General features: G+C 42.6%; 23 protein-coding genes. 12 read left to right on the top strand and 11 right to left on the bottom strand.

What is annotated here, in order from left to right; all coding sequences use genetic code 11:
* Nucleotides 1-178 precede the first annotated feature (178 nt).
* From ttrA to ttrB, 3 genes are read right to left on the bottom strand one after another with little or no spacing between them, the layout of a single operon-like run.
* Entirely contained in the window at nt 179-3,268 is a 3,090-nt protein-coding gene (gene ttrA / locus HFU86_RS06820) for a tetrathionate reductase subunit TtrA (RefSeq protein ID WP_187128965.1), read from the bottom strand.
* A complete protein-coding gene (gene ttrC, locus HFU86_RS06815; protein WP_187128964.1) occupies nt 3,261-4,289 on the bottom strand; it encodes a tetrathionate reductase subunit TtrC in 1,029 nt (342 codons plus the stop codon). The genes ttrA and ttrC overlap by 8 nt, the downstream gene beginning before the upstream one ends.
* Nucleotides 4,289-5,026: a tetrathionate reductase subunit TtrB gene (gene ttrB, locus HFU86_RS06810; protein WP_108479563.1), complete on the bottom strand. Its 738-nt coding sequence runs from the start codon at nt 5,024-5,026 to the stop codon at nt 4,289-4,291. The genes ttrC and ttrB overlap by 1 nt, the downstream gene beginning before the upstream one ends.
* A gap of 261 nt (nt 5,027-5,287) precedes the next feature.
* On the opposite strand from ttrB, the gene ttrS reads away from it, so the two are divergent.
* The 7 genes from ttrS (at nt 5,288) to HFU86_RS06775 (ending at nt 13,578) form a co-directional block, all read left to right on the top strand.
* Nucleotides 5,288-7,033: a tetrathionate respiration histidine kinase TtrS gene (gene ttrS / locus HFU86_RS06805; RefSeq protein WP_442959161.1), complete on the top strand. Its 1,746-nt coding sequence runs from the start codon at nt 5,288-5,290 to the stop codon at nt 7,031-7,033.
* Between the two features lie 131 nt (nt 7,034-7,164).
* Nucleotides 7,165-7,761 carry a tetrathionate respiration response regulator TtrR gene (ttrR, locus tag HFU86_RS06800; protein ID WP_036951558.1) on the top strand — a complete coding sequence of 199 codons (597 nt, stop codon included), beginning with the start codon at nt 7,165-7,167 and terminating at the stop codon, nt 7,759-7,761.
* A 67-nt stretch (nt 7,762-7,828) separates the two neighbouring features.
* Nucleotides 7,829-8,776 carry a Kdo(2)-lipid IV(A) acyltransferase gene (locus HFU86_RS06795; protein ID WP_132494619.1) on the top strand — a complete coding sequence of 316 codons (948 nt, stop codon included), beginning with the start codon at nt 7,829-7,831 and terminating at the stop codon, nt 8,774-8,776.
* Nucleotides 8,777-8,943: 167 nt separating this feature from the next.
* Entirely contained in the window at nt 8,944-10,167 is a 1,224-nt protein-coding gene (mdtG, locus tag HFU86_RS06790; RefSeq protein WP_108479561.1) for a multidrug efflux MFS transporter MdtG, read from the top strand.
* A 378-nt stretch (nt 10,168-10,545) separates the two neighbouring features.
* On the top strand, nt 10,546-12,078 hold the full coding sequence (locus tag HFU86_RS06785) for a peptide MFS transporter (RefSeq protein ID WP_036951563.1): 1,533 nt from the start codon (nt 10,546-10,548) through the stop codon (nt 12,076-12,078).
* 145 nt (nt 12,079-12,223) lie between these two features.
* Nucleotides 12,224-13,030: a PhzF family phenazine biosynthesis protein gene (locus tag HFU86_RS06780; protein ID WP_187128963.1), complete on the top strand. Its 807-nt coding sequence runs from the start codon at nt 12,224-12,226 to the stop codon at nt 13,028-13,030.
* 140 nt (nt 13,031-13,170) lie between these two features.
* Nucleotides 13,171-13,578: an acyl-CoA thioesterase gene (locus tag HFU86_RS06775; RefSeq protein WP_036951567.1), complete on the top strand. Its 408-nt coding sequence runs from the start codon at nt 13,171-13,173 to the stop codon at nt 13,576-13,578.
* A gap of 97 nt (nt 13,579-13,675) precedes the next feature.
* Here the strand turns inward: HFU86_RS06775 and HFU86_RS06770 are convergent, their stop codons facing one another.
* Nucleotides 13,676-15,004, bottom strand: a complete 1,329-nt coding sequence (locus HFU86_RS06770; RefSeq protein ID WP_132494615.1) for an amino acid permease — start codon at nt 15,002-15,004, stop codon at nt 13,676-13,678.
* 731 nt (nt 15,005-15,735) lie between these two features.
* Between HFU86_RS06770 and HFU86_RS06765 the strand changes: the two genes are divergently transcribed.
* A complete protein-coding gene (locus HFU86_RS06765) occupies nt 15,736-16,338 on the top strand; it encodes a tetratricopeptide repeat protein (RefSeq protein ID WP_132494613.1) in 603 nt (200 codons plus the stop codon).
* A 210-nt stretch (nt 16,339-16,548) separates the two neighbouring features.
* Nucleotides 16,549-16,986: a universal stress protein gene (locus HFU86_RS06760; protein WP_036951577.1), complete on the top strand. Its 438-nt coding sequence runs from the start codon at nt 16,549-16,551 to the stop codon at nt 16,984-16,986.
* Nucleotides 16,987-17,210: 224 nt separating this feature from the next.
* On the opposite strand, the gene agp is transcribed toward HFU86_RS06760, so the two are convergent.
* Entirely contained in the window at nt 17,211-18,464 is a 1,254-nt protein-coding gene (gene agp / locus HFU86_RS06755; RefSeq protein ID WP_132494611.1) for a bifunctional glucose-1-phosphatase/inositol phosphatase, read from the bottom strand.
* A gap of 237 nt (nt 18,465-18,701) precedes the next feature.
* Between agp and HFU86_RS06750 the strand changes: the two genes are divergently transcribed.
* Nucleotides 18,702-19,139, top strand: a complete 438-nt coding sequence (locus tag HFU86_RS06750; RefSeq protein ID WP_132494609.1) for a GNAT family N-acetyltransferase — start codon at nt 18,702-18,704, stop codon at nt 19,137-19,139.
* 10 nt (nt 19,140-19,149) lie between these two features.
* Here the strand turns inward: HFU86_RS06750 and HFU86_RS06745 are convergent, their stop codons facing one another.
* From HFU86_RS06745 to HFU86_RS06720, 6 genes are all read right to left on the bottom strand, one after another.
* Nucleotides 19,150-19,683 carry a GNAT family N-acetyltransferase gene (locus tag HFU86_RS06745; RefSeq protein ID WP_243698948.1) on the bottom strand — a complete coding sequence of 178 codons (534 nt, stop codon included), beginning with the start codon at nt 19,681-19,683 and terminating at the stop codon, nt 19,150-19,152.
* Between the two features lie 134 nt (nt 19,684-19,817).
* On the bottom strand, nt 19,818-20,474 hold the full coding sequence (gene fdnI, locus HFU86_RS06740) for a formate dehydrogenase-N subunit gamma (RefSeq protein ID WP_187128961.1): 657 nt from the start codon (nt 20,472-20,474) through the stop codon (nt 19,818-19,820).
* Nucleotides 20,467-21,354 carry a formate dehydrogenase subunit beta gene (fdxH, locus tag HFU86_RS06735; RefSeq protein ID WP_165906918.1) on the bottom strand — a complete coding sequence of 296 codons (888 nt, stop codon included), beginning with the start codon at nt 21,352-21,354 and terminating at the stop codon, nt 20,467-20,469. Before fdxH ends, fdnI begins: the two co-directional genes overlap by 8 nt.
* Nucleotides 21,355-21,365: 11 nt before the next feature.
* A complete protein-coding gene (gene fdnG / locus HFU86_RS06730; protein ID WP_187128960.1) occupies nt 21,366-24,413 on the bottom strand; it encodes a formate dehydrogenase-N subunit alpha in 3,048 nt (1,015 codons plus the stop codon).
* Nucleotides 24,414-24,764: 351 nt separating this feature from the next.
* The gene (locus HFU86_RS06725; RefSeq protein WP_036951590.1) at nt 24,765-25,088 is read right to left on the bottom strand and encodes a YnfA family protein; all 324 of its coding nucleotides are present in this window, start codon (nt 25,086-25,088) and stop codon (nt 24,765-24,767) included.
* A gap of 62 nt (nt 25,089-25,150) precedes the next feature.
* Nucleotides 25,151-25,417: a DUF2798 domain-containing protein gene (locus HFU86_RS06720; RefSeq protein ID WP_132494601.1), complete on the bottom strand. Its 267-nt coding sequence runs from the start codon at nt 25,415-25,417 to the stop codon at nt 25,151-25,153.
* A gap of 271 nt (nt 25,418-25,688) precedes the next feature.
* On the opposite strand from HFU86_RS06720, the gene HFU86_RS06715 reads away from it, so the two are divergent.
* Complete coding sequence (locus HFU86_RS06715) at nt 25,689-26,243, top strand: dihydrofolate reductase family protein (RefSeq protein ID WP_187128959.1); 555 nt, start codon at nt 25,689-25,691, stop codon at nt 26,241-26,243.
* Entirely contained in the window at nt 26,243-26,845 is a 603-nt protein-coding gene (locus tag HFU86_RS06710) for a TetR/AcrR family transcriptional regulator (RefSeq protein WP_243698947.1), read from the top strand. Before HFU86_RS06715 ends, HFU86_RS06710 begins: the two co-directional genes overlap by 1 nt.
* Nucleotides 26,846-26,946 lie beyond the last annotated feature (101 nt).

Here is a 26,946-nt window from a genome sequence, read left to right as displayed (position 1 = left end):
GCCGAAGTTACGATGGGTAAACCGCATCGTAGAGCGCAATGTCAACTGCTTTAGGGGTACTTCCCTACTCCGCTATGCAGAACAGAGTAGGTCAGAAACCTCTTTACTGCTTATATTACTAACTACACTTTACTACTTACACTTTACTAACTTACAACCTACTGGATGGACTTCTGTCTTAACCAATTAACTCGATACGAGCTGGCAAACCTTGTCTCACGGAGGCGCCAGATACCCAATCAAGCCATGTATTTGCCACTTCACGAGTCGGGTCTGCAAACCCTAAATCATTCAAGTTAATACCTGAACCATTTGCCGCATTCATCGGCATGGCTTCACCGTCTAAATAGTGCTGTTTTGCACCCATTTCGGTATGGCCATAACCATGTTCAACGGCGAGAACTCCCGGCATAACCCCATCGAGCACACTAATTTGAGCCTCAGCATGGCCACCCGGTGTGGTGATCTTGATCCAATCCCCATGTTTAACGCCCATTTTCGCTGCATCATCAGGGTGAATAGCTACCAAGTTAGTCGGTTTCACATGACGCAGACGCTCAATCATGGTTGTGGAACTGCTCATCACATGAGATTTAAATGACATCATTTTCAATGGCCACTCTTTCTCTGGGAATACCGCATTCACATCTTCACCGTTCGCCATACGCGGTGGATAGTAGGTCGGGCAGCCACTAAAACGCTCACCGGTGATCGCATGACGGTTAATCGCCACCGTAGGGTTCCAAATTTGTAACCCTTTTTTCCACTGTGGACCCGTCGCTTCGCCATCCCATGCTTTCTCATAAGGTGCAAATCGACCACCGCGCGTAAATATATACGCAACACGGCGAACTTCTTCAGGTTTCAATGTGCGAGTAATTTGCGGCATGATACGTTCGACACCACTTATCGTAATGTCTTCTGTTGCCGCCTCTGGTACTGGTTTTTCACCTAACCATGCCATATTAGCCGCCACTCGAAGGTAGTAATCTTCTGCGGTATTTAACGGATACATATTGCCATCCATATCCGCAATTACATTGTCACCAAAGCCCGGTAAATTCAGTTCTTTAGCGACTGCGATACAGAATGATTCCATGGAAACTGGCTGGCCGTCCGCTGTTTTTGCCGTGCGGGACTCAACAATCGGCCAACGCGCAGTACTCGCTTTCACCTGAACACCTGACCACGGTGCACTGAAACCCCAGCTCTCGAAGTTATGGGTATCTGGCACAATGTAATCCGCTAACGCCGTCGTTTCATTCATGAAAGCATCAATACCAATAATCAGCGGTAGATGTTTTGGATCTTTCAGCTTCTCTTCCATCACCTGACGAATACCCGCAATACCATAAACTGGGTTTGTCATATTGGTGATCCACGCTTTCAGGGAATACGGATATCCCATCAATGCGGAAGCCAACTGTTCAGTTAACTGACCTTTCGCAAACGGATACCAAGGTGCTTTCGCTGGGTACGGTTTTTCACCTGCCGCCACCCTTGCTTTAAATTCATCCGACTTTTCATACACTTCATTACTGCGAGATAGCACCACACCCTTCGGTTTCACCTTGCCTTTGTAGCCTGCGATATTGTAGCGAGGACCATCATTTTCCCCGTTAAACTTACCGCCACCGACAGAGACGCCACCTTTTAAGTTTAAGTTACCAATCAACGCATTAAGCATAATCACAGACCATGCTGTATAAAAGCCATTGCCACTCATCATGCCGCCGTGAGATATCACTGCCGCTTTTCTGTCATAAGAGGTTAATGCTTTTCCTAATGATTCAATGGTTTTTACAGGGACTTGGCAACGCTGACTGTACTCTTCCAGCGTCATGCGATCGGCTGCTTCTTTTAAGCATTGGAAGCTCGATTTCACCGTCACTTCACTACCGTCATGAAGCGTGACTTGGCGAGTCACAAACAACTCTGCATTTGTCACATCGTCCGCCAGTTTCAGTTCGCCGTTTGCATCCTGAACCAAATAGGCTTTTTTCTCATCCTCACCCTCTTCAGCCACTACACCAGTTAGGTGAGATTGCTGTAACAAATTACCCGCCAGAGGATGAGAATCATCGGTGATCACTAGATGCGTCGAGTTTGTCCAGCTTTTCTCGCCAGCCGCTTCCATGGATTTTTCACTTGGCACACTCAGATAAGCGGCGTTATAGCGGTCATTCTCGATAATCCAGCGGATCATCCCCATCACCAACGCCGCATCGGTACCCGGTTGAACAGGCACCCAATGACCATGGTCATTGGCCAATGAGGTAGTCAATGGTAGAGCTGGAGACACCACCACATAGTTGAATGAGTCACGTAAACGAGCGCTCGCTAACTGGCGACCTTGGCGTTTAAATGGGTTACCTGATTGTGCTGGAGATGTTCCGATAAACAGCGCGAAACGCGTATTATCCCAATCCGGTTTGACGTGGGCGTTTTTATCCAAGTCATCCATCAACGCACCAGAACCTGCGCGATACGCTAAACCGCAGTAAGCTCCGTGAGCACCAAAGTTTTTGCTACCAAAAGCATTTTGCGCAAAACGACGAATAAAACCATCACGACCATCATCCCCGGCGTTAGTCACCAGTAACTGGTTAGCTTTAGGTCCTAATTTCGGTTGAGCAGGATCCAACGGCGTTTCTAAATCGCGGATAGCACGCAGACCATCCACATGACCTTCACCAAATAAATCCCCACCTTCAACCACTTCTTTGATTAACTGCTCAAAACTAATACGTTCCCATTTCCCTTCACCACGTTTACCAACACGCTTCATCGGTTCGAGAATACGTAATGGACTGGTTAACCCTTCCATCAGCGTTGCACCACGAGCACATGCGGTTGAACGATGTTCTAATCCACTTTCACCGCCCATTTTGGCAAATGCAGTGGATAACGGCATCCCGTATGGAAAGTGTTTCTCATGGGATAGAGGGTGGTATGGGTTCCCCGCAATTCGCAAAACTTCATTCTTCGCACTGTCCACACGAGCACGAATACCGCATTGCGTCCAGCAACCGAAGCATTGTGTCATTGAAACCACTTGCGCAGGGTTCTCTTTCCAACCACCAATCGCCGTTCCTTCAGGAATAAGCGAGTTACCGTTGATGCGATCCAGTGTCACTTTGCCAGAAGTGCCATCCACTAAACCATCTACAGCACGTTTGGCAACTTCACGATAGCTCGCTCCAAAAAGAGCAAGACCACCGACAACTAAACCACCTTTAAGCCATTGACGTCTTGAGAATTTAGCCATGTTGCACTCTCCCCGCAAACCAGCGAACACCTTCGCGAACAATAATTGTTAATGCAATCCACAATCCAAATGTACCGACAATCGCCAGTAGTCCATCATTACCTAATGGGAAATGGTATGGATTGGTGATGATGTTGTATTTTGGTACCGCTTGAATCTCCATCAGGAAAATCCAACGTAATACCCACGCTAACGCCATAGACACTAACGCTAAAACCGTAATGTAAGGAACGGAGCGAACTGCTTTCACGTTACTCAGCGCCATCACAAACGTGATTGCCCACAGCGCGCATACGCCCATTAACATCCACCAACCTGGGCTTGTGACATCTAACTGTTGACGAACTGCAATTCCAGACGTGGTATCACCAGAGATCCACAGTGCAAAACAGACAGCAAACAGGAGTAACGTAATCACTTGGAAACGCGCTAAACGATTTTGATATTGCGGTTCACGACGAGCACCTAAGCTAATCAAAGCGGGCAGCACTTGCATCGCACTTAAGAACATCAGCACTGGCATCCACCAGCTAAACCAAATTGGGCGAGCCACTAATACAGAAGCTTCACGACCGGTATATAGCAGTAAACCAATGGATGATAACGCACTCAGTAACGCTACCCAGCGGGTCGCTTTATACTCTTTCTTCCAAATCAATTTGACCAGCAGCGCAACAAAGTACAACCCAACAAACGTGGTAAACAGCGGTAGCAATACCGAACCCCACCACATCCAAGACCACATTGTTGGATGTGCATAGAAGTGCCATACACGGGCGGTTTGGTGCAGGTCAGCCGTTAATGCTAACGGCGCCGTGATCCCCATCGTGATAGCAATAAACACGGCAATCATTTCTAATCGACCGTTTCCACTGCGATTTTGCCAATGAAGATAGCAGGCATACAGCACCGCACAGGCAGCAATCCCAATAAAGAAAAAGTATTGCACCGCCCAAGGAAGCCAGAAAAACTCTTGCGGCTGCGCCATGATTTCGGAAATATAGGTCACTTGTTCGCTCATCAGAACACCTCCTGCCATAATGCCGGTTGCCCTTTACCTTGCAACGGTTCCACAAACGCATCATCCAGCCCTAAATAAAACACCTGCGGCAACGTGCCACTTTCCGGTTTCAAGACTTTGATTTGCGCTTCGTGCTCAGAAAGCATCTTACGAATAGTGCTATTCGGGTCTTTTAAGTCACCGATAATACGCGCTCCACCCACGCAAGATTCGACACAGGCTGGCAATAAACCGACTTCTAAGCGATGCGCACAGAACGTGCATTTATCTGCGGTTTGTGTTGAATGGTTAATAAAACGCGCATCGTACGGACAAGCCTGCACACAATACGCACAGCCTACACAACGCTCGTTATCAATCACCACAATGCCATCTTCACGTTGGAACGTTGCTTGCACTGGGCAAACTGGCACGCAAGGTGGGTTATCACAATGGTTACACAGGCGAGGCAGTAAAACGTTAGTGAACCCTTCTTCCCCTTTTAAGGAGACCTGATATTGGTTAACCGTCGTTCTAAATTGCCCTTGAGGTGTTTGGTTTTCGACAGAACAACTGACAGTACATGATTGGCACCCTACGCAACGGCGCAGGTCAATCAACATGCCATAGCGTTTTTCAGGGTTGCCTTCACGGCGAGTTGGGGAAAAACTTAACCCCGCCTCGGCGATTGGGATCAGCGATGCCCCGGCAGTGACGGCCCCAATCTGTTGTAGGAATTTTCGTTTACTCAGATCCATAATCGGCTCCAGTATTGACATTGCTAATGCGAAAATAAAAGTTAATAATCAATCTATTATTGGTTTATCTTACGTATTGGTAACACCGTGTTACCGATGTCTGATAACCACTAAATTCTTATTTCTCTTTAAAATCGGTGTGTTATCTTTGTGCTACTCTAATAATTCTGAGTTCATAGTAAGAAGAAAAGCCTTGCGCCCCTATTGTGGTTTTCCACATACCCGAAGGGATCTTGATCTAACGCAACGAATAAACCCTAAATGTTAAAAAAAACGTCTATGCCGTTGTATCACATACTTTTAATTACCCTGCTGTTATGGTGCATTCCGGCGGGTGCGGCGCAATGGACAATCGGTGTTCTCGCCCTGCGAGGGCCGAGTTTCACTCAGTTGCACTGGCAACCTTTAGTCGACACCCTCAATGAATCCATACCAGGTGAACGCTTTACCCTGCAACCCCTGAATCTTGAAGAGATGAAAGAGGCGATTTCGAATCGAAAAATTGACTTTTTACTCACAAACCCAGCTCAATTTATCCAACTCGATAATCGCTATCACCTACGCTGGCTACTCTCTTTACGCTCGGATGTGGAGCCAAACAGTACGACGCGCAACGTGATAGGCAGCCTTATTTTGGTCCGTGGAGATAGCGATATTCACAGCGCTGATCAGCTCATCGGCAAAAAAGTCGGCGCAATATCTCCCGATGCATTTGGGGGATATCTATTAGGTTATAAAGTGTTAAGGGATTTAGGGTATGACACGGAAAAAGACTTTCGGATGCAGTTTTTGGGCTTTCCCGCGGATGCGCTGTTATACGCTTTACGGGATAAATCGCTCTCTGCGGCAATTGTCCCCGTCTGTTTATTAGAAAATATGGACAGTGAAGGACTGATTGATAAACACCAATTCCGTCCGCTTGTTCAAAAAGAGAGCGCGTTACCTTGCCTAACGAGCACCGAACTTTACCCCAATTGGTCATTCGCCGCCTTAAGCGAAGTTCCTGACAATTTAGTGGATAAAGTCACCAAAGTTTTGCTATCTGGAGATACTCCCAATATGCGCTGGGGGGCTCCAGCATCCATCACGCAAGTAGAAAACTTACTGCGTGACGTCAACCAACACCCACAGCAACGGGAAATTTGGCAAGATATTGTCAGTTGGACAATTCAACACCAAATTACCATCGGCATTATCGCCTTAATATTCTTATTGTTGGGTATTAACCACGTCTGGATAGCCTTCTTGGTTCGCCGTCGTAGCCAACAGCTAGAAGTCGCACATAACCGCCTACGTCAGCAAGAAGCTAATCTACAAAAAGCTCAACGACTCAATATATTAGGTGAAATGGCTTCTGGGTTTGCCCATGAATTGAACCAACCATTATCCGCGATTCGAAATTATGCCCAAGGCTCTATTTTGCGATTGAAGAAAGAGTCGGAAAACCACCCTCTTCTTGGTGCGATCAGTAAAATTGATGAACAGGCTCAACGGGGTGCTGACATTATTCAAAACCTGCGTTTATGGGCAGGAAAACCGGGGCAAGAATCCTGTCTGACACTACGCCAGCAATCCGTCAAACAGACCATTAATCATATCTGGCAACTGTTGCAAGTAGAGCAACATTTCCCAGCCGTTAGGTTGCAATTACCCGAAACTCCCGATGTCCAGCTCTTGCTACCAGATACCTTACTTGATCAGTTACTTTCAAATTTGATCAGTAATAGCCTACAAGCGGGCGCCACCACATTAACCTTTGGCTTTCATTTTGCCGATGGACGCTTTTTACTTGTATTACAAGATGATGCCGGTGGAATGCCTGACGAGCAGCTTAATCAAGGTATCATGCCATTCGCCACCACTAAACAGGAAGGGCTGGGACTCGGATTGGTGATTTGCCAGCGATTAATTCAAAGCCAAGGTGGGGATATTCGCATTGAAAATCAACATAATGATGAAGGTAAGAATGGGCTGCGTGTGACGCTAATTTTTAATTACTCGAGATAATCAGAATATAGCGCATGTTTTGCCACACAAAAGATAACATTCCCAATAACTATATGTGACAATGTTATGGATACCATTTATATAAGCAAGATACTTATACAAACAAGAAATAAGCCACGAGGTATGAATTAATGCCAGTCATTCACCTTGTCGACGATGACACCGATGTCACTGATTCCTGTCAATTTTTACTCGAAACGCTCGGCTATAACGTTACCGTATGGAACGACAGTGAGCAGTTCATCCAGCAAGCCCCTCTGCATGAGGAAGGAATTGTATTGCTCGATATGCGTATGCCAAAATTTGACGGGCGCCAAGTACATCAATACCTGAAAGAGCAGCAAAGCACCCTCGCGGTGATTTTCCTTTCTGGTCATGGGGATATCCCGATGGCGGTTGAACAGGTGAAATTAGGCGCTATCGATTTTTTACAAAAACCCATTGATAGCCAGCAACTTGCCGAAACCCTTGAGCAAGCGCGCTTACAAACCATAAAAGCCACTGAACGCACATTGATTAAACAGCGTTATGAAACCTTAACGCCGAAAGAAAAAGACGTTTGCACCTATGTGCTTCAAGGGCTAATTAACCGTGAAATCGCAGAAGTGGCATGCGTATCCGTACGAACCGTCGAAGTGCATCGCTCCCGAGTGATGGAAAAAATGGCAGTGAGAAACCTTGCCGAATTAATGAGCACCATGCAAACAGCACAACTTTTTGCGGGTTAATTTGATATCATTCAGATTAACAAGCTATTTTTAATTGAAATCCACTTAAGTAGAAACCGAAAAAACAATGATCCCAGCACCAAAGTTTGAAAAAAGTTTATTACATCCTCGCTACTGGCTAGTTTGGTTTGGCATTAGCGTGCTCTACCTGCTCGTCCTGCTTCCTTACCCCGTCATTTATTGGATAGGTACCCGTTTGGGGCGTTTCTCCAAGCGCTTCTTAAAAAAACGTGTCCAAATTGCCGATCGTAATCTGCAATTGTGTTTTCCTGAGATGAGCCAAGAAGAGCGCCAAAAAATGGTGGATAAAAACTTTGAAGCCGTCGGTATGGGTGTTTTCGAAACGGGAATGGCGTGGTTCTGGCCTGATTGGCGAGTGCGCCGCTGGTTTAAAGTTGAAGGTCGTGAAAATATGCTCGCCGCTCAAGAAACCGGCCGTGGCATTATTGTGTTAGGCGTCCATTTCTTAACGTTGGAAATCGGCGGTCGCGCATTTGGTATGTTGAACCCCGGCATTGGTGTTTATCGTGCTAACGATAATAAACTGATGGACTGGCTACAAACTCGTGGACGTTTGAAATCCAATAAATACATGCTTGACCGTAAAGACGTTAAAGGCATGATCCGCGCATTAAAAGAAGGGGAAATTTTATGGTATGCCCCTGACCATGATTACGGTCCTAGAAACAGTTCATTCGCGCCATTATTTGCGGTAGAAAAAGCGGCAACCACCAATGGCTCACAAATCTTATTATCTCTTGGCAATCCACTCGTTGTACCATTTTCAGCTATCCGCTTACCCGATGGTAAAGGTTATAAGTTGCTGATCCAGCCGGCCGTAGATAATTTCCCTGTAGACGATAATGTCGCCACCGCAACGATGATGAATCAGGTCATTGAGAAAGAAATTTTACGAGCGCCAGAGCAATATATGTGGATGCACCGCCGTTTTAAAACGCGTCCAAAGGGAGAACCTTCCCTGTACGGCGATTTAGATAAAATCCACCACCGCTAGGCTGCCTATTCCCGAAATTTTTCGCATTGAAGCAGGCAGTTATCCCAAAATAGTTCGTGTTGCAGCTAGGCGGCAAATGAGTGGATCCCCAGGAGCATACACAAGTATGTGACTGGGGTGCGCGAATGAAGCCAACAACGCTGCGGCGCGAAATATGAAGGGAGAACATGAAGAAAAGTACTTACTGGAAAAAAAACCTCTACATCGTCTGGTTCGGCTGCTTTCTAACGGGCGCTGCCTTCAGCTTGATCATGCCTTTTCTTCCTCTGTATATCGAAGAACTTGGTATTACTGACCATGGCTCTTTGAATTTATGGACGGGTGCCGTTTTCAGTATTACCTTCCTATTTTCCGCTATTGCCGCACCTTTTTGGGGGCGCCTTTCTGACCGCCACGGTCGTAAATTAATGTTGCTGCGCTCTGCCCTTGGGATGGCGATTGTCATGGTGCTGATTGGCTTTGCGCAGAATATTTGGCAACTTTTGGCTTTGCGGGCGCTTTTAGGCTTACTTGGCGGGTTTGTCCCGAATGCCAATGCGCTAATTGCCACCCAAGTCCCCGTTAATAAAAGCGGTTGGGCGATGGGTGTCTTGGCAACTGGCGCGGTGAGCGGCGCATTGATTGGTCCACTGATTGGTGGATTACTTGCCGACCAATATGGCTTGCGTCCAGTATTCTTTATTACCGCTAGTGTGTTGTTTATCTGCTTTTTTGTGACACTTTTCTACGTCCGTGAGCGTTTTACCCCCGTTTCACGCAAAGATGCTCTGACCGGAAAACAAGTTTTTGCCTCTTTGCGTAATAAAAACTTAGTGATCAGCCTATTTTTCACCACCATGATCATCCAAGCATCGATTGGTTCGATTAACCCAGTGATCACCCTGTATGTTCGGGAGCTTTCAGACTCAATTGATAATCTTGCTTTTATCAGTGGGATTATTGCATCCATTCCCGGCGTTGCTGCACTGATTAGCGCCCCTATGCTCGGTAAACTGAGCGATCGCATTGGACCTGACCGTGTTTTATTAGCCGTACTTGCCGCCTCAATTTTTGTTCTATTTCCGATGGGGCTCGTCAGCAGTTATTGGGAATTAGGCGCTCTGCGCTTCTTACTCGGCGCCCTTAACGCCGCGCTGTTACCCGCCGTACAAACCTTAATTATTTATAATATTTCTCACCAAATCACCGGACGTATATTTAGCTACAACCAAGCATTACGCGATGTAGGTAATGTCACGGGTCCTTTAATGGGTTCCTTTGTTGCAGCAACATACGGCTTTAGAGCCGTGTTCTTCTTCACCGCCGTATTAGTGTTGGTCAACCTCATTTACTCTTGGCTTATCATTAGGAAGCAATCCGATGGTTTAAGAGCATCTCCCTCTAAAGAGTAATGTTAATGTGTCCCTTTTACGCCAAAACATAACTTTTTATTATCTTTTCCACGAAAAGTTTATAAGCGCAAAAAACATTTTGTAACTCATTGTTTTTAATTAACTTAATCGATTCAAAAAACATTCTTTTATTGTCAATAAAAATCCGTTATTCTGTGCCCCCTTATCGTAAGAATGAGAGTTACATCGAATTTTCATCTTAAAACTGACTTTCTTACGATAAATTCATTCTGCTTATTAGCAATTTTATAATAATGTATGCCGAAAATATGTTTGCAACACAGCATTAACATATCAATAAAAAACAGTGATGGAGCTTCTGCTCCACATTCACAATTCGGCACAACCTCTTAAGTCACAACGTATTGGAGTTCACAGATGAGTCATTCTGCGACTAAAACTAAAACTTTTTTCGGGCATCCTTACCCGTTGAGTTCGCTTTTCCTCACCGAAATGTGGGAACGTTTTTCTTTCTATGGTGTTCGTCCTCTTTTAATCCTCTTTATGAGTGCAACTTTGTTGCAAGGTGGCATGGGGCTGCCGATTGAACAAGCATCTGCTATCGTGGGTATCTTCGCGGGTGGTGTTTATATCACTTCATTACCGGGTGGCTGGCTCGCGGATAACTGGTTAGGTCAGCGTCGTGCCGTTTGGTATGGTTCTTTGATCATTGCATTGGGTCACTTGTCGATTGCGCTGTCTGCGTTATTTACCAATACCTTCTTCTTCGTGGGACTGCTGTTGATCGTATTAGGTACCGGTTTATTTAAAACCTGTATCACCGTAATGGTTGGAACCCTGTATAAGAAAGAAGATACGCGTCGTGATGGCGGTTTCTCTCTGTTCTACATGGGTATCAATATGGGTTCATTTATTGCCCCATTAATTATCGGCCCATTACATGAAAAATACGGCTGGCATTTAGGTTTCGGTTTAGGTGGTTTGGGTATGTTAGTTGCCCTGCTTATCTTCCGTTTCTACGCGATCCCACAAATGCGTCGTTATGACAAAGAAGTTGGCTTAGATTCCACATGGAATCACCCTACCGTTCAACGTAAAAACGTTGGTAAATGGGTTGCTGTTGCCATGGCTGCGCTGGCTGTACTGGTGGTGTTAATCAATAATGGTACTATTCCATTCAACCCTTCAGTAATAGCAAAAAGCTCGGCTTACATTATCTCTACGTGTGTGGGCATCTACTTTATTTTCATGTTCTTCTGTGCGGGTTTAAACAGTAGTGAGCGCTCTCGCTTACTGGCTTGTTTGATTCTGTTAATTGCTGCGGCGTTCTTCTGGTCTGCCTTTGAACAAAAACCAACATCATTTAATATCTTTGCGCGTGACTATACCGATCGCCAATGGGGTAACTTCGAAATCCCAACGATTTGGTTCCAATCAATCAACGCCTTATTCATCATTCTGTTAGCCCCTATTTTCAGCTGGTTCTGGCCTTCTTTGGCTAAACGTAATCTGAACCCAAGCAGCATGACGAAGTTTGTGATTGGTATCCTGTTCGCCGCAGGTGGTTTTGCGGTCATGATGGTTGCCGCTAACCACGTTCTGGCAACACAAACTGGCGTCTCACCATTCTGGTTAGTCGGCAGTATTTTATTACTGACGCTAGGCGAACTGTGCTTAAGCCCAATTGGCTTGGCAACCATGACATTACTTGCACCACAAAAAATGCGCGGTCAGGTGATGGGATTATGGTTCTGTGCAAGTGCGCTGGGTAACTTAGCAGCAGGTATCATGGGTGGTAATATCCGTAAAGACCAACTGGATTCAATGCCAGACCTGTTCTCCCACGTTTCTATCGCACTGGTTATTTGTGCTGTTGTGCTAGCAGCTCTGATTATTCCAGTCAGAAAAATGCTGCAAAACGCAGATAAAAACGAAGCAAAAGCGAAATAATATTATTCGTTATTAGATAGTCGTTGTTGGCGTAATAATCTCAAAAGTTATTGCGCCAACCTCTCCTCAATACCGCAAATCTCATGCTACTCTTCCCTCACTTTTTTAATCATAATGCGTTATTTCCTTTCAAGGATCTTTTACGATGAGCACACTGTCTGTTCCTGTTTATTATGTCGATGCGTTCACTGATACCCTATTTCATGGCAATCCGGCCGCTATCGTTTTACTTGATGAGTGGCTTCCTGATGACAAGCTTATCGCTATCGCCGCCGAAATTAACTTATCTGAAACGGCTTTTCTGGTAGGTGAACATATCCGCTGGTTTACACCGGTGATGGAAGTTAAATTGTGTGGTCATGCTACCCTTGCCGCTTCATATATTTTGAACCAGTTTAAGCAGCACCCAGCAAACCCTATTGTATTTCAGTCCTTATCTGGAGAACTGACTGTTCATAAAAATCAGGAAGGCTTCACATTAGACTTCCCTATTTTAGATTGTGAACCTGCCGATTTAAGCCAGTATCCACAATTAAGCGAGATCCTCGGAACCCCTATTTCTGAACTGTATTTAGCCAAAGATCGCTATATCTGTTTTGTTGATTCACCAGAACAAGTGCAGAATTGCCATCCCAATATGTTGCGTCTTGCACAATTACCTTTGCAGGGATTAACCATTACCGCGAAAAGCGCTGATAGCCCAACTCACGACGAACAATGTGACTTTGTCTCTCGCTATTTTGCGCCAGCCAAAGGTGTTAATGAAGATCCCGTCACTGGCACCTCTCACTGTGCGATTGCTCCTCTTTGGGCTAAACGCTTACAGAAAAACCCAGTATTAGGTCACCAAATTTCTGCACGTGGTGGAAAAATACACTGCTTAGTTGAACGAAATCGCGTCAAAATGACCGGAAAAGCAACACTCTTTTTAGCCGGAACGATTCACTTTTGATTAATCACTGTATTTATTTGTGATCAGGATTACACTTATCGGCAACATTAATGATATGCACATTAATGTTCCGGTAAGTAATTATCTTTCCCGGTTCAAGTTTTTAAATAGTGAGAATTCAAAGAAAGTAAGGCTTAAATATGCGTTCCGACGTTGATGATGTAATCAAACAAAAAATTGAACAATCTGTTACCCATGTTTCTAAAGTGGTATTCCCAACCACCACTAACCACCATAGCACTCTGTTCGGTGGGACTGCATTAGCATGGATGGACGAAGTTTCCTTCATTACCGCGACCCGTTTTTGCCGCAAAAGATTGGTAACCGTCTCCACAGAAAAAATCAATTTTACCCACCCTATCCCATCAGGCACCATCGTTGAATTAGTCGGGGAAGTGATCCGAGTTGGTCGCACTAGCCTTACCGTTAATGTCTCTATCTTTTTAGAAGATATGTACGCTGAGGGACGAGAAGAAGTGATCCACGGACAGTTTAATTTCGTGGCTATTGATGAAAATGGCAAACCAACCCCATTATTTGAACAGTAATCACGGATCTCTCTTTACCACCATTCATTCATATTGGTAAATAAAAAATGTGCGCCCGATCATTAAGATAGAGCGCACATTATTCATATTCTCGACATTAAGCGAATGCTAAGAATGGAGAGATACACAGTAAAATTCCGGTAAAAATAATCAGATATAAAGAAATACCTTTATATTTATGCAACATAGGGACTTTATAGACTAAATACGCTGGAATTAAACAACCCACCATCCCGAAAATTGGACTACAGATTGATGTGAAACTCAGCACTGGTGCGTTCAGGATAATCGCTCCCCATGCTAATAGCACAGCAAAAATCATAATGCCGTTCTTCACCCAATTTTCATTAATACGCTCAACCGGCATAATACGTTGTAATATGTTCATCACAATGCCTTGAGTGGCTTCACGGAAACCTAAATAAACCCCAAAGAATGCGGTCATGACGGCAAAGATATTTAGCATGACGCTGACGACAGTCACCCAACCACCTGGGAAGAATTTCGCTGCGATAGCCAATGCAGAAATATTCTGCTCGTAAGCTTTCACTGCTTCATCGTGCCCCATAGCTAATGTGAATGATACTGCGTAGAAAAAGACGGTACAGAATAAAACAATAAACGCGATATTCATTGCACGCAGAGCTTTATAACGTGCCACTTCGCGGTTCACGTTTTGGCTACGGAATGAAATCACCATTGGGCTTAACGTTTGAATAAACAGAATCGATGTTAATGTGAAAGGTAGTGTGATGATTGCCTCTTTAAACAAGCGTCCAACTGGTGGCAATGAACCCACATTATATAAGTGCCACATCCCAACCATAGAAATGCCCAATGCGGCAACCACAAATAATTTAGTCAGAACCATAAAGCTTGAAAGCTTAAATAGAAGTTTTTCACCGCGGGAAGAAATGGCGACTAAAATACAAATCAGAACCAGACCATACCAAGGACTTTCAGATAATAACCCATCCGTTACACCGAAAGTTTGAAAATAAGACGCACTGTCATTCGTGATTGCCGTTGAATAAACAAACATCCAAATTACCAGCATAATAAAATAGAGTGCGCCAAGCAGCATACCCCAGTTCTTACCTAGATATCCGCTGATCACACTTGGATAATCTTTACATTCTGGTGATTCCGCCAGCGTATTAATAAACAGACGCTGAAACAAATACATTGCAGGATAACCGACAACGGATGAGAGCAAGAATACCCATAAGCCCATCAAGCCAACTTGTACGGGGAGAAAAACAATCCCCGCACCAATCGCCATCCCGATACTCATAATCACCCAACCAACATCTGTGCCATCAAACTTAGTGGCAGCACGCCATTGTTCTTGTGTCATGCCTGCACGAGAAGCCGCCGTAGAAGCTTTTCCATCATCGACATTATCTATTGTAGGGATCGTAGCCATAATTACTCACTTAATATTGTTGAACTCTTAAAAGAGAATTTTTTTTGTTTTAGATGCGACTTAAGTGGTTATTTCTTTCAATAACCTTAATTATTTGCAGGCTATTATAATGATTCCATCATAGAGGATATGTGAGAGAAAAATTATCTCTTTATCAACCTATAAAACCCCCAATAAAGAGAATTTTTTTCTCTAAAAAGAGCAATCCGGCGTAAATATCTCTATCTATCGACAGAAATAATCCCTATTAATTGTTTTTGGATGTGGTGATTATAACCCTTTGTTTTTAAAGGTGTTAGTCTTTTAATAACCCATAAGTGATTATTAACAATTCCAACAATTATCCTTTTATTTCGTGCTAAACATCACAAGACACCATGATAACCACTACTATTCTTTGCAATAATTCCGTATTTTGTATTTCTCTTGTTAATTTTCGATATAAATAACTAGTTCTCTATTAAGAGTAATATTTAATTTTTACTCATTTATCGAGTCAAAGAGAATCACCGCAGGCTTATAATGAAGAAAAATATTTTGAATATTCACCCCTGAAGAGTAAAAGGCTCGTTTACTCTGTATTTTTGATGGGGCGTTGATATTTATAAATTATAGAAGTAGAGTATTTGATGCGTTGATGGTTATATCCTGTAGTTAATAACTGTTAACACCGTTTCGAGTTTATCTTGAAATAAGGATATTCATAGCCAACTTAAGATACGGAAAGCCTTATGTTACGATTATTGACCTTTATTTCTTTATTTATATTTTCAACAAATTTAACTTTCGCAGCCCCTGTTCCTCCTGAAGTCATTAAGCAAATTGAACAACAAGCACAAAAAGGGGATGTGAAAGCTCAAGTTATGCTAGGCATTGGTTACTATGTTGGTAACGAAATTAAGCAAGATTATCCGAAAGCAAAGAAATGGCTTACGATGGCAGCCAATAAAGGCAATGCGGACGCCCAACTATTCCTAGGTGATATGTATCTTAATGGTAATGGCGTTCAATCTGATTTTGAAACAGCTTATGGTTGGATTGAGAAATCGGCAAATAAGGGAAATCCTGAAGCCATAAACTATATGGGTCAATTCTATTACCAAGGTGCTGGCGTAAAACAAAATTATCTCGTGGCTTTTGAGTGGTTCCAAAAAGCAGCCGATAAAAAATTTCCACCTGCTGAATATCAATTAGGAAAAATGCTACAAAATGGTGAGGGAACTGAGTTTAATGAAAAACTCGGCGCTGAATATATTGATAAAGCGTGTAAAGGCGGATTAAAACCAGCCTGCCCAGAAAAAGAAACCACAAAGCCTAAAGCGACTAAAAAATAATATTCTCTTTGAAAGCGGTAATACTCCCCCTCATGTATTACCGTTTTTTATTGCCATTATTTTTATTATCTATTCTTTATTCCCGCCAATTGCGTACTCCCGCTCACATCATTTTTAATCCAATTCAGTTAATATTAATTTATTAACAATCAATATGAAAAATGGTTAAAATGTTCTAAACTTATAATATAAAAGAAAAAAGGAGATATTATGTACAATACAATTTTAGTTCCTATTGATGTTACCGAAGACGACCTCACCAAAATGTTAGTCCCGCATGTTAATGCCATGCAGAAACTAAACAATTCTACCGTTCATTTTTTAGCTGTGACTGCACCAATTTCCAATTATTTACGCTATGGCGGCACTATTTTGCCAGGTGACTTCCCGGATGATCAAAAACAAGCTGATATCATTCTGAAAGAGTTACAAGAGAAAGTTAAACTGTTCTCTATCCCTGCAGACAAAGTGCAAGTAAAAGCAGTTGTAGGCTCAGTTAAAGATGAAATTTTGGCAACAGCTGAAGATATTAAAGCCGATGTGATTTTACTGGGCTCACGTCGCCCAAGTATGTCTACCTACTTATTAGGTTCCAATGCGGCTTCAGTTGTACGTTATGCGAAAACGAGCGTATTAGTGGTTCGCTAATCCATACGAAGGGTTAATAACCGCAGAAAGCTCTATTTTAACTCGTCGAATGGTTAGGGTTAAAGTTTGTTACACTAAAGGGCAATTCCATACAATTTATAAGCCCATTTATTCGACATTTAAGGTAAATTAGAGGCTCATAAACATTTTCGTGACTATTTCACACCCTGCTCCTCAGAGCAGGGTTTTTTATGCTTCATTCAGGCATTATTGACAGTTGGATATCACTGTTTCAACGCCGATTTCATCACATTTTCAAAGTCTTCCCATGAACAATACCCATTTTTATCAATCGGGCAATTTTTCAATTCAAGGGTAACGTGTTTTGGCGGCGTTGCTAAAGAGAGGTAAGCATTGTCTCGCAACTGATCTGCGGTTTGATACACATACTCAATCTTCACATAATCCTTTGTCTCTTTTTTATCTGTCCAGCGTTGGAATACCAATTTACCGCCAATTGGTGTGTGCTCATATTGCTCGGGTAACTGGTACGGTTTGAAATCCATCGCAGACAATACTGAAGCAATATTTGAATCATGTCCCACTAAGAAAATGAATTTAGCCGTTTCACCTTTATTGACAGAAACAAAGCCTTTATCCATATAACTCAGAATTGGATGCGCCACATTTTTTGCGATGATTTTCGGTGTAAATAACGTTTCTTGATAAGCATTTTTTAAAGTATTCAGCTTTTGCCATTTTTCATCGCTATTGACCATTCCCCATGCTACATCTTTTTCAGGGAAGCCTTCATAATATTGCAGGTCAATTGCATCGACGGCAGAGTTCGCCATCTTCAACGGTCCACTCACACCCGGTTCTTTATCTGCTTCAATGATAAAGCTGTTCTTTGGTGTGGCTAAATTACACAGTTTATCCGTCGCGCACTTCTTCGAATTTTTAATATTGAGAACATTATCCAGCTCATCGTAACCCGGCTTCAGGTTTAACCCTTTAAGGTGGGACTCCATCGCTTCAAGTGCTTGTTTTTTAAATTCAGGGGAGCTATTCGTAATGATAGGATTAAACACGGGATCCATCGTACCAATTTCCGGTTTATGATGGATATTCACTTTACAGCCAGGAAATGCTCCCGCAGTAAAGAACTGCGCAGTCGCAATCGTTCTCTGTAGGCTATTCGTGTAAATATAGATATCATCGCTGCTGGTTGGACATAACTCATTCACAAATAATTTATTGCTATCGAGCCACTCTCTAAAATAGTGCCCCATATACACTTCGAGCGCCCCGCCCTTTGTCGTTAAATAGCCACTTTCTGCATCCCATGCTGGCCACTTTTTATCGGTTATTTCAGTCAGAATCCCTGTATTAACAATAGGAGTACGTAAATTATGACGACTTAGAACTAAAACTTGGTCTAATTCCATATTTTGTGCATTATCTGTACTTGCCAGTGCGGGGGCTATTGGTGCTAATAACGCCGCCGATAAACACACTGTTAGCATTTTATATTTCATCAGCATACTCCTACCATAGTTTTTAAATTGATTAACATAATCAAACAATAAACACTGCAATAAAATAAAGTATAGTGCTTATATGAATTTCGGAAACATATCCTCTAATAATGAAGCAGTTATCTTTTTTTTCTGCGATTAATATCCCAAAAATGCTCCTTAACTAAAATAACCATCAAATATTGACATTAACTAGCCATAATTTAAGATGAATTTTCACTATAAGGATAAAATGCAATGAATATTCAGCCCGCCACTGTCGAACATTACGATGAGATCATTCATCTTTGGGAGGCTTCTGTAAGAGCAACTCATGATTTTCTGCCAGAAAAGAACATAGAAATGCTAAAAACACCCATTAGGGAACAATACTTACCTAATTTGTCTGTTTTTGTGACTTTTGATCCTAACGGCAAAATAGCGGGCTTTTTAGGTACGGGTGAGAATCGTCTAGAAATGTTGTTTATTTCCCCCCTTGCAAGAGGGACAGGCATTGGTAAACAACTCCTGAATTACGCCATTAAACACTTAGATATTAATGAAGTCGATGTGAATGAGCAAAATCCGCAAGCAGTTGGTTTCTATCAACACATGGGATTTGTTCAATATGCTCGTTCCGAACTTGATGGGGAAGGAAATCCATTTCCTTTACTGCATATGCGATTAGCTAAATAGCGACAGATTGTTATAGATAATGGCTATTCATCACTGTATTCACCAGAAAATGATTAAATACGTCATACTGACTCGGCGTGAAAGGCGTATTTAAGCTTAAAATTTCCAGCTTATGCGGCGCATACTGGGCGTTATAGCATGGATGGTGATGGACATAATCATTTCTGACAAAGCCATTTTTTTCATAGAAATGAAGACGTTTTCTTGCAACTTCATCGACTAATGGGTCTATCTCCAACACTATCTGTGGGTACAACTGGCACAATGCGGTCAACGATTTTTGACCGTAACCGGACCCACGAATATGTTGGTCAATCGCAAAATGTTCAATATAGAAAAAGGTATCAATAGCCCACCCACCGATAAATCCAACAAACTGATTGTTGTCTGTAATTTTATATAAATAATATTGCTCTAGAGGGAGTAATGCCGCTCGCCCTGCATAAGAACGTTTTTCATGGTCAGGAAATGAAATATCGTATAGTGCATTAATTAATTCATTATCGTGTTTATCATTTGCAGAAATTCTTACTAACTCAACCATTTCCCCTCCTAAATGACTCAATATCATCAACCTCAAATAAGACATTCTTTAAATATAAAAAAAGCCACTGTCATTGTGCAACCTTAACGGTAGCGTCAAAAACAGTGGCTTATATTACTTAATTGACAGCGAAATTACTGGCTTTTTTCAGCTTCCGCTTTGGCTTCTTTCGCTTCAACATCGCGATACCAACGTGGGTGATGTTTCTTCGCCCAGCGACGACTAACTTTACCTTCAATCATGCCGTTGATAGATCCTTTAACCCAAAATGCCATATACATGTGGATTAAAATTGCATGGATTAGAATAATTGCCGCTAATGCATGAATCAAAATACTCCAACGCACCATCCAGATTGGGAATAAATGCGCGAAATAAGGACGCCACATGATAATCCCGGTGATCAAAAGTACAAAAATCATACTCATGATACTCCAAAACATCATTTTTTGACCGGCGTTGTATTTGCCCACATCAGCCACTTTATGTTCGTTACCTTTGAGAACTTGCACAATATTCAGTAGCCAAGGAATATCTTTTCTATCTGGGATATTGTGTTTTACAAAGCGCACAAACATAAACATCAGCACGACGAAAATAAGCACACCGAAGAAAGGATGCAAAATTCGTCCCATCTGTGGCGTACCGAAAGTTTCAGTCAGCCACTTCAAGGTTGGGAAAAACAGTGCAATACCCGACAATGCGACTAAGAAGAAGCTGATAACCACTGTCCAGTGGCACGCTCGGTCAATAAATTTAGTCCGAACGATCATTTTGATCTTTTTACTCATGGTCATCTTTCTCCTCTTCATCATCCACTTCTTTATTTGGACCAATACCCACATAGTGGAAAATCAGCCCTGCAAATGTGGCGATAAAGCCCGCTACCGATAATGGTTTCAGGATGCTTTGCCATAGATTAATTGGTGTATCAATCTGTGGGTCTTTTGGTAATCCATGATAAAGCTCAGGTTTATCCGCATGATGTAGCACGTACACCACATGAGTTCCCCCAACACCTTCAGGATCATAAATGCCAGCTTGGGCATAACCCCGTTTTTGCAGTTTTTCAACACGCTCCGCGCCGTATTCCAGCATTTCGTTTTTAGTACCAAAACGAATCGCACCTGTTGGGCACGTTTTCACGCAAGCAGGTTCTTGCCCCACGGCAACACGGTCAACACATAATGTACATTTGTACACACGATTATCTTTTGGATTTAATCGAGGAATGTTGAACGGGCAACCCGCGATACAGTAACCACAACCAATACAGTGTTCCGATTGGAAATCCACAATACCGTTAGCATATTGAATAATCGCACCCGCAGATGGGCATGACTTCAAGCAACCTGGATCGGTACAGTGCATACAGCCATCCTTACGGATAAGCCATTCCAATTTGCCTTGCTCACTGACTTCGCTAAAACGCATCACCGTCCAAGATTTGGCACTTAAATCGGTTGGGTTATCGTAAACCCCAACGCAGTGTCCTACTTCATCACGGATATCATTCCATTCTGAACATGCCACCTGACAGGCTTTACAGCCGATACAGGATGACACGTCAATCAGTTTGCAGACTTCAAATTTATCGTCACGCGCCTGTGGTGGAGGCGTAATGCTATTGGTCGCGGAACGTTTAATAATGTCTTGAGATTGCATGGACATAGTTCCCTCCCTTACGCCTTCTCAATGTTAACTAAAAACGCTTTATACTCAGGAGTCTGAGAGTTAGCGTCCCCCACAGATGGCGTTAACGTGTTGGTAATAAAGCCTTTTTGCGTTTCACCCTCAAAGCCCCAGTGAATAGGTAGACCCACTGTTTCAATCGGTTTACCGTCAACCATCAGGGTTTGCAGACGTGGTGTTACCACGGCAATCGCTTTAATAAAGCCGCGTTTACTGCTGACTTTAACCTTATCACCCAAAGCGATACCTTTGGATTTCGCTAAGGTTTCACTGATTTCCACAAACTGTTCTGGCTGAGCAATGGCGTTCAAGCGCGCATGCTTCGTCCAAGTGTGGAAATGCTCTGTTAAGCGATAAGTGGTTCCGACATACGGGAATTCCTTATGATCTCCAAGACGTTTCTTGTCATCTTCAAAAATTCGCGCAGCAGGGTTAGAGACAACATTTGGATGCAATGGGTTAGTTCCCAATGGCGTTTCAAATGGCTCGTAGTGCTCAGGGAATGGACCTTCTGCCATCTTATCAATCGCAAACAGACGACCTAAACCTTCTGGCTGCATAATAAATGGTCCAGTACCGACTTCTGGTGCCGATGCATTAAAGTCAGGAACATCGTTTCCGACCCACTTCTTACCGTTCCACTCAATCAGAACCAGATCTTTATTCCATGGCTTGCCTTTGGTATCACAAGAGGCGCGGTTATAGATAACGCGGCGGTTTAATGGCCATGCCCATGCCCAACCCAATGTATTACCAATGCCGGATGGGTCGCTGTTATCGCGATTCGCCATCTGGTTGCCTTTTTCGGTCCAACTACCCGTGTAGATCCAGCAAGAAGATGCCGTTGAACCATCCGCGCGTAACAGAGCGAATGAATTCAGAAGCTCGCCTTTTTTCGCTTGTAAGTTGCCATCAGCATCATATAAGTCGACCAGTGCAACCCCGTTGTTCTCTTTCGCCACTTCTTCCGATTCAGGATGGAATTGACGTTTATAATCCCAACGCATTTGCAGCAATGGCTCGCGACCTTTACCACCTTCTTGTTCATACATCTCACGGATTTTGTGCAAAATACCCGTTAAGATCTGACCATCGTTACGCGCTTCACCCGGTGCGTCCGCCGCTTTCCAGTGCCACTGTAACCAGCGACCGGAGTTAGCAATGGAGCCATCTTCTTCCGCAAAGCAGGTTGAAGGCAGACGGAAAACTTCCGTTTGAATGGAAGCAGGATCAACGTCGTTCATTTCGCCATGGTTCTGCCAGAAGTTCGCTGTTTCGGTGGTTAATGGGTCAACCACGATTAAATATTTCAGCTTACTTAAGCAACTAACCACTTTGTTTTTATCTGGGAACGAGGCAACTGGGTTAAAGCCTTGGCAGATGTAGCCGTTGACTTTATCTTTGCTCATCATGTCAAAATACTTCATAACATCATAAGCTTGATCCCATTTAGGTAACCAATCAAAACCCCATTGATTCTCTGGTTGGGCCGCATCACCGTAGAATGACTTCATCAAGCTGACGAAGAATTTCGGATAGTTGCTCCAGTAGTTAACCTGATTGGGTAATGTGGCTTTTGGCGTATTCGCGGCTAAATAGCTATCAACATCTAACTGTTTTTCTGATGGCAGCGTTAAATAGCCCGGAAGGCTCGTCGATAGCAGACCTAAATCTGTTAAGCCTTGAATGTTTGAGTGTCCACGTAGCGCATTCACCCCACCACCACAAATCCCCATGTTGCCTAAAAGCAGCTGGATCATCGCCATGGTACGGATGTTTTGCGCGCCCACTGTATGCTGAGTCCAACCTAATGCGTACAGGAATGTCCCCGCTTTATCTGCGGCGCTCGTGGTTGCCAGAATTTCACACACTTTTAAGAAGTCTGCTTGTGATGTACCACAGATCCGTTCAACCATTTCAGGGGTATAGCGGGAAACGTGTTTTCTTAGCAGATTCCAAACACAACGCGGATCTTGTAACGTGTCATCACGTAATGCATGACCATTTTCATCAAACTTATAGTTCCAACTGGTTTTGTCATAACGACCTTTTTCAGCGTCATAGCCACTGAATAAGCCATCGTTAAAGTCAAAATCATCTCTAACAATCAAAGATGCGTTGGTATAGTTCTGAACGTATTCTGAATTTATTTTATTATTTTCAATAAGATAAAGTAGAACACCAGAAAGGAAGGTAATATCCGTTCCTGAACGAATTGGCACGTAATGATCGGCCACCGATGCGGTACGCGTGAAGCGCGGGTCTACCACAATCAAGGTTGCATCATTATTGTTTTTCGCTTCAATCGCCCAACGGAATCCGACAGGGTGAGCTTCAGCGGCGTTACCGCCCATCACCACAATCACATTGGCGTTTTTAATATCAACCCAGTGGTTGGTCATCGCACCGCGACCAAATGTTGGAGCAAGACTTGCTACCGTTGGTCCGTGTCAGACACGCGCTTGGTTGTCGACCGCTAACATACCGAGCGATCGTGCGAATTTTTGGGTTAACATCCCCGTTTCATTGCTAGCCGCAGAGGCGCAAAGCATCCCTGTTGATAACCAGCGATTGACAGTGGCGCCTTGTTCATTTTTTTCAATAAAGTTGGCATCACGGTCATCTTTCATTAAGCGGGCTATGCGCGTAAAAGCATCGTCCCAGCTAATGCGTTCCCATTTATTCGAGCCTGGTGCGCGATATTCAGGATAACGTAAACGACTGTCACTACGAATGTAATCCAGTAACCCCGCCCCTTTCGGGCACAGAGCACCGCGATTCACTGGATGATCGGCATCACCTTCGACGTGGAAGATGGCAGAGCGAGCATTCATTGCCCCATCACCCATACTATAAATCAGCAATCCACAACCCACGGAACAATAGGTACAAGTATTACGCGTTTCTTTCGAACGCAATAATTTATTTTCACGTACATTAGCCATTGCCATTCCTGGCATAAAACCTAACGCAGCTACAGTTGTACCTGCCATCCCGCCGGCGCAGATTTTAAAAAACTTTCTGCGACTGACGTTCATTATTAACCTCTTTTTATTTTTGTATATTCGCGGGAGAGAATATCAGTCACTTGTAATTAGATATTGCCTAAAATCAATGAAAGTGAAAATAAAGGTTAATTAATGTCATTTAGGTAGTTAATTAGCCATTAAAAATACCACTTAATGAGTAATTATTGTTAAATTGATTTGGATCAATTGGATAGATTATTTGAATTAAGTAACAAATTAAGTTAAATAAAGATAATGCAAATGAATTTTAATTAGATTAGAAAATGTTTTCTATATTGTGGTTTATACCTACATTTAAACAAATAGCTAATCCATATATTAAGCTGGATATTTAAAATTAACTTAATATATGGATAATTATTATTTCCAACCGCTAATAATAATACCCGCACCAAGTAAAACCACCAGCGCACCAATCCAATCTGTGGCAGCAAGGGAAACACCATCAACGACTTTTAGCCAGATCAATGCCGTCACAATATAAATGCCTCCATAGGTTGCATAAATACGTCCGCTGGCTTCAGGGTGTAACGTTAACAACCAAACAAACAGCATCAAACTGAGTACGGTGGGTACTAACAGCCAAATACTTCCCTGTTTTTTCATCCATAAATAAGGAAAGTAGCAACCTAAAATTTCTGCTATCGCAGTTAAAAAAAATAATCCAATAATTTTTAATGACATAAAAATGTTTTCTTCTCAATAAAATCACTATTTATGCCACCTAATAATAGGCGGCATATTGTTTAAGCTTGCTTAACAAATAGCAGAGATACACGTCTTGCAATAGGCAAAACAAATAATACTGTTGGGAATGCAATCATCCATGAAATAGCCCATGAACTAATCCAAGGCGCATAAATTTCGGAGGTGAATCCCAGCGCACGAAGAGTACTTATTAGTGAAACAATACCGCTCATCACCAAAGATAAAAAGAAAGGCACCAGAAAAAATAGGGCTCTCATAGGAAGTTTAGGTATACCTAATACATAATTACGGTCTTGATATGACATACAGTCTCCATTAATCAGCGGATACACAACAGCATATAACTGTTGGTACAACAAAGTTATATGCGTTGATTAACGTAAACGCTTACGAGTCTTAGAGACCAATTGAGAATCATTCTAATCTTTAGATATACTTTGTCAATATACCTTTTTACACCTGCCCTAATCCATTTTATGCAGATTATCCTGATAAGGAATTAAGCACTTCACTATTGCAAATTCTACCTATCCATTTATTATACGCCGTATAATAAATTAGAGCGAGAATACAGTGATGACGACTGGACATGTATTTATTGCAACCAGCATTGATGGCTTTATAGCCCGTGAAAACGGCGATATCAGCTGGTTACTTCAATTAGATTCAACCGGTGAAGATCACGGTTATGATGCATTTATTGCCAATATTGATGTGATTATTATGGGTAGAGGTACCTATGAGACAATAAAACATGTTCAACCTTGGTTTTATAATCGTCCGGTCATTGTGCTATCAAAAGTACTCGCTCAAGAAACTATCCCTGAAGAATTAATAGGAAAAGTACGTTTCGTTCACCTATCCCCTAAAGAAGTCATGCAGATGCTAAAAGTAGAGGGATATCATCACGCCTATATTGATGGCGGGAAAGTAGTTCAATCCTTTATTTCTGAAGGCTTGATTCATGATCTTATCATCACTCGAGTCCCCATTTTATTAGGTTCTGGTCGCCCATTGTTTGGTAAAATTCCTAACGATATTCACTTATACCATACACAAACTAAAACCTTTGATTCTGGATTTATCCAATCCCACTATGAAATAAAACAATCCTCGGATGAAGGCGAATAATGATGGATAAAGCATTGGTAGCAAAAACACGAACAGTGAGATCGGTAGGACGCCCAAATAAGAAACAACCAAAAATATCAGCGGAGGCAATTGTCAGTGCAGCAATAATATTTATTGATTCCCATGGATTCTCAGCACTCAGTATGCGAGCGCTCGCTAAAGAAATGGGCATTAACCCCATGACAATTTATTACTATTTTGAAGACAAAGAGTGTTTAGTCAAATCGATTGCTAACCATGTTTACGCTAAGGTAATGCCTTGTTTATCGAGAACACCCATCGAACAAATCAAGCACCTCTTAACTAAATACCGAGAATGTATTGTACGTTATCCTGAATTAACGTTATCAATATTTAATCACCCAAATGCGTTTCCTGAAGAGGCACAGCGGATAACCAATACTCTAATCGAGCTTGCGATAGAATTAAAATACTCTTTAGAGCAAGCCACGCTCTGGATACATATTTTAATTGATTTTACTCATGGCGCTGCACTCGCTGTATCAAATAGGAAAAATATGGATAATTACGTTAGCGATATAAACTATTACCACCAAAGTATTGATGCTTTATTACATAATTTAAATAATGAATATATTTAATAACATAGCTAAGATACTAAACAACGGTTTTGAATAATATTATTTATTAGTTAAATAATTTATTCCCATTTCAATTAACGTTTTCAGGTATATTTCTTTGC

Source organism: Providencia sp. JUb39 (assembly GCF_012272845.1).
Taxonomy (GTDB): Bacteria; Pseudomonadota; Gammaproteobacteria; order Enterobacterales; family Enterobacteriaceae; genus Providencia; species Providencia lanzhouensis.
Note: the sequence above shows the minus strand (reverse complement) of the source record. Positions and strands in the feature narration are given on the sequence as shown.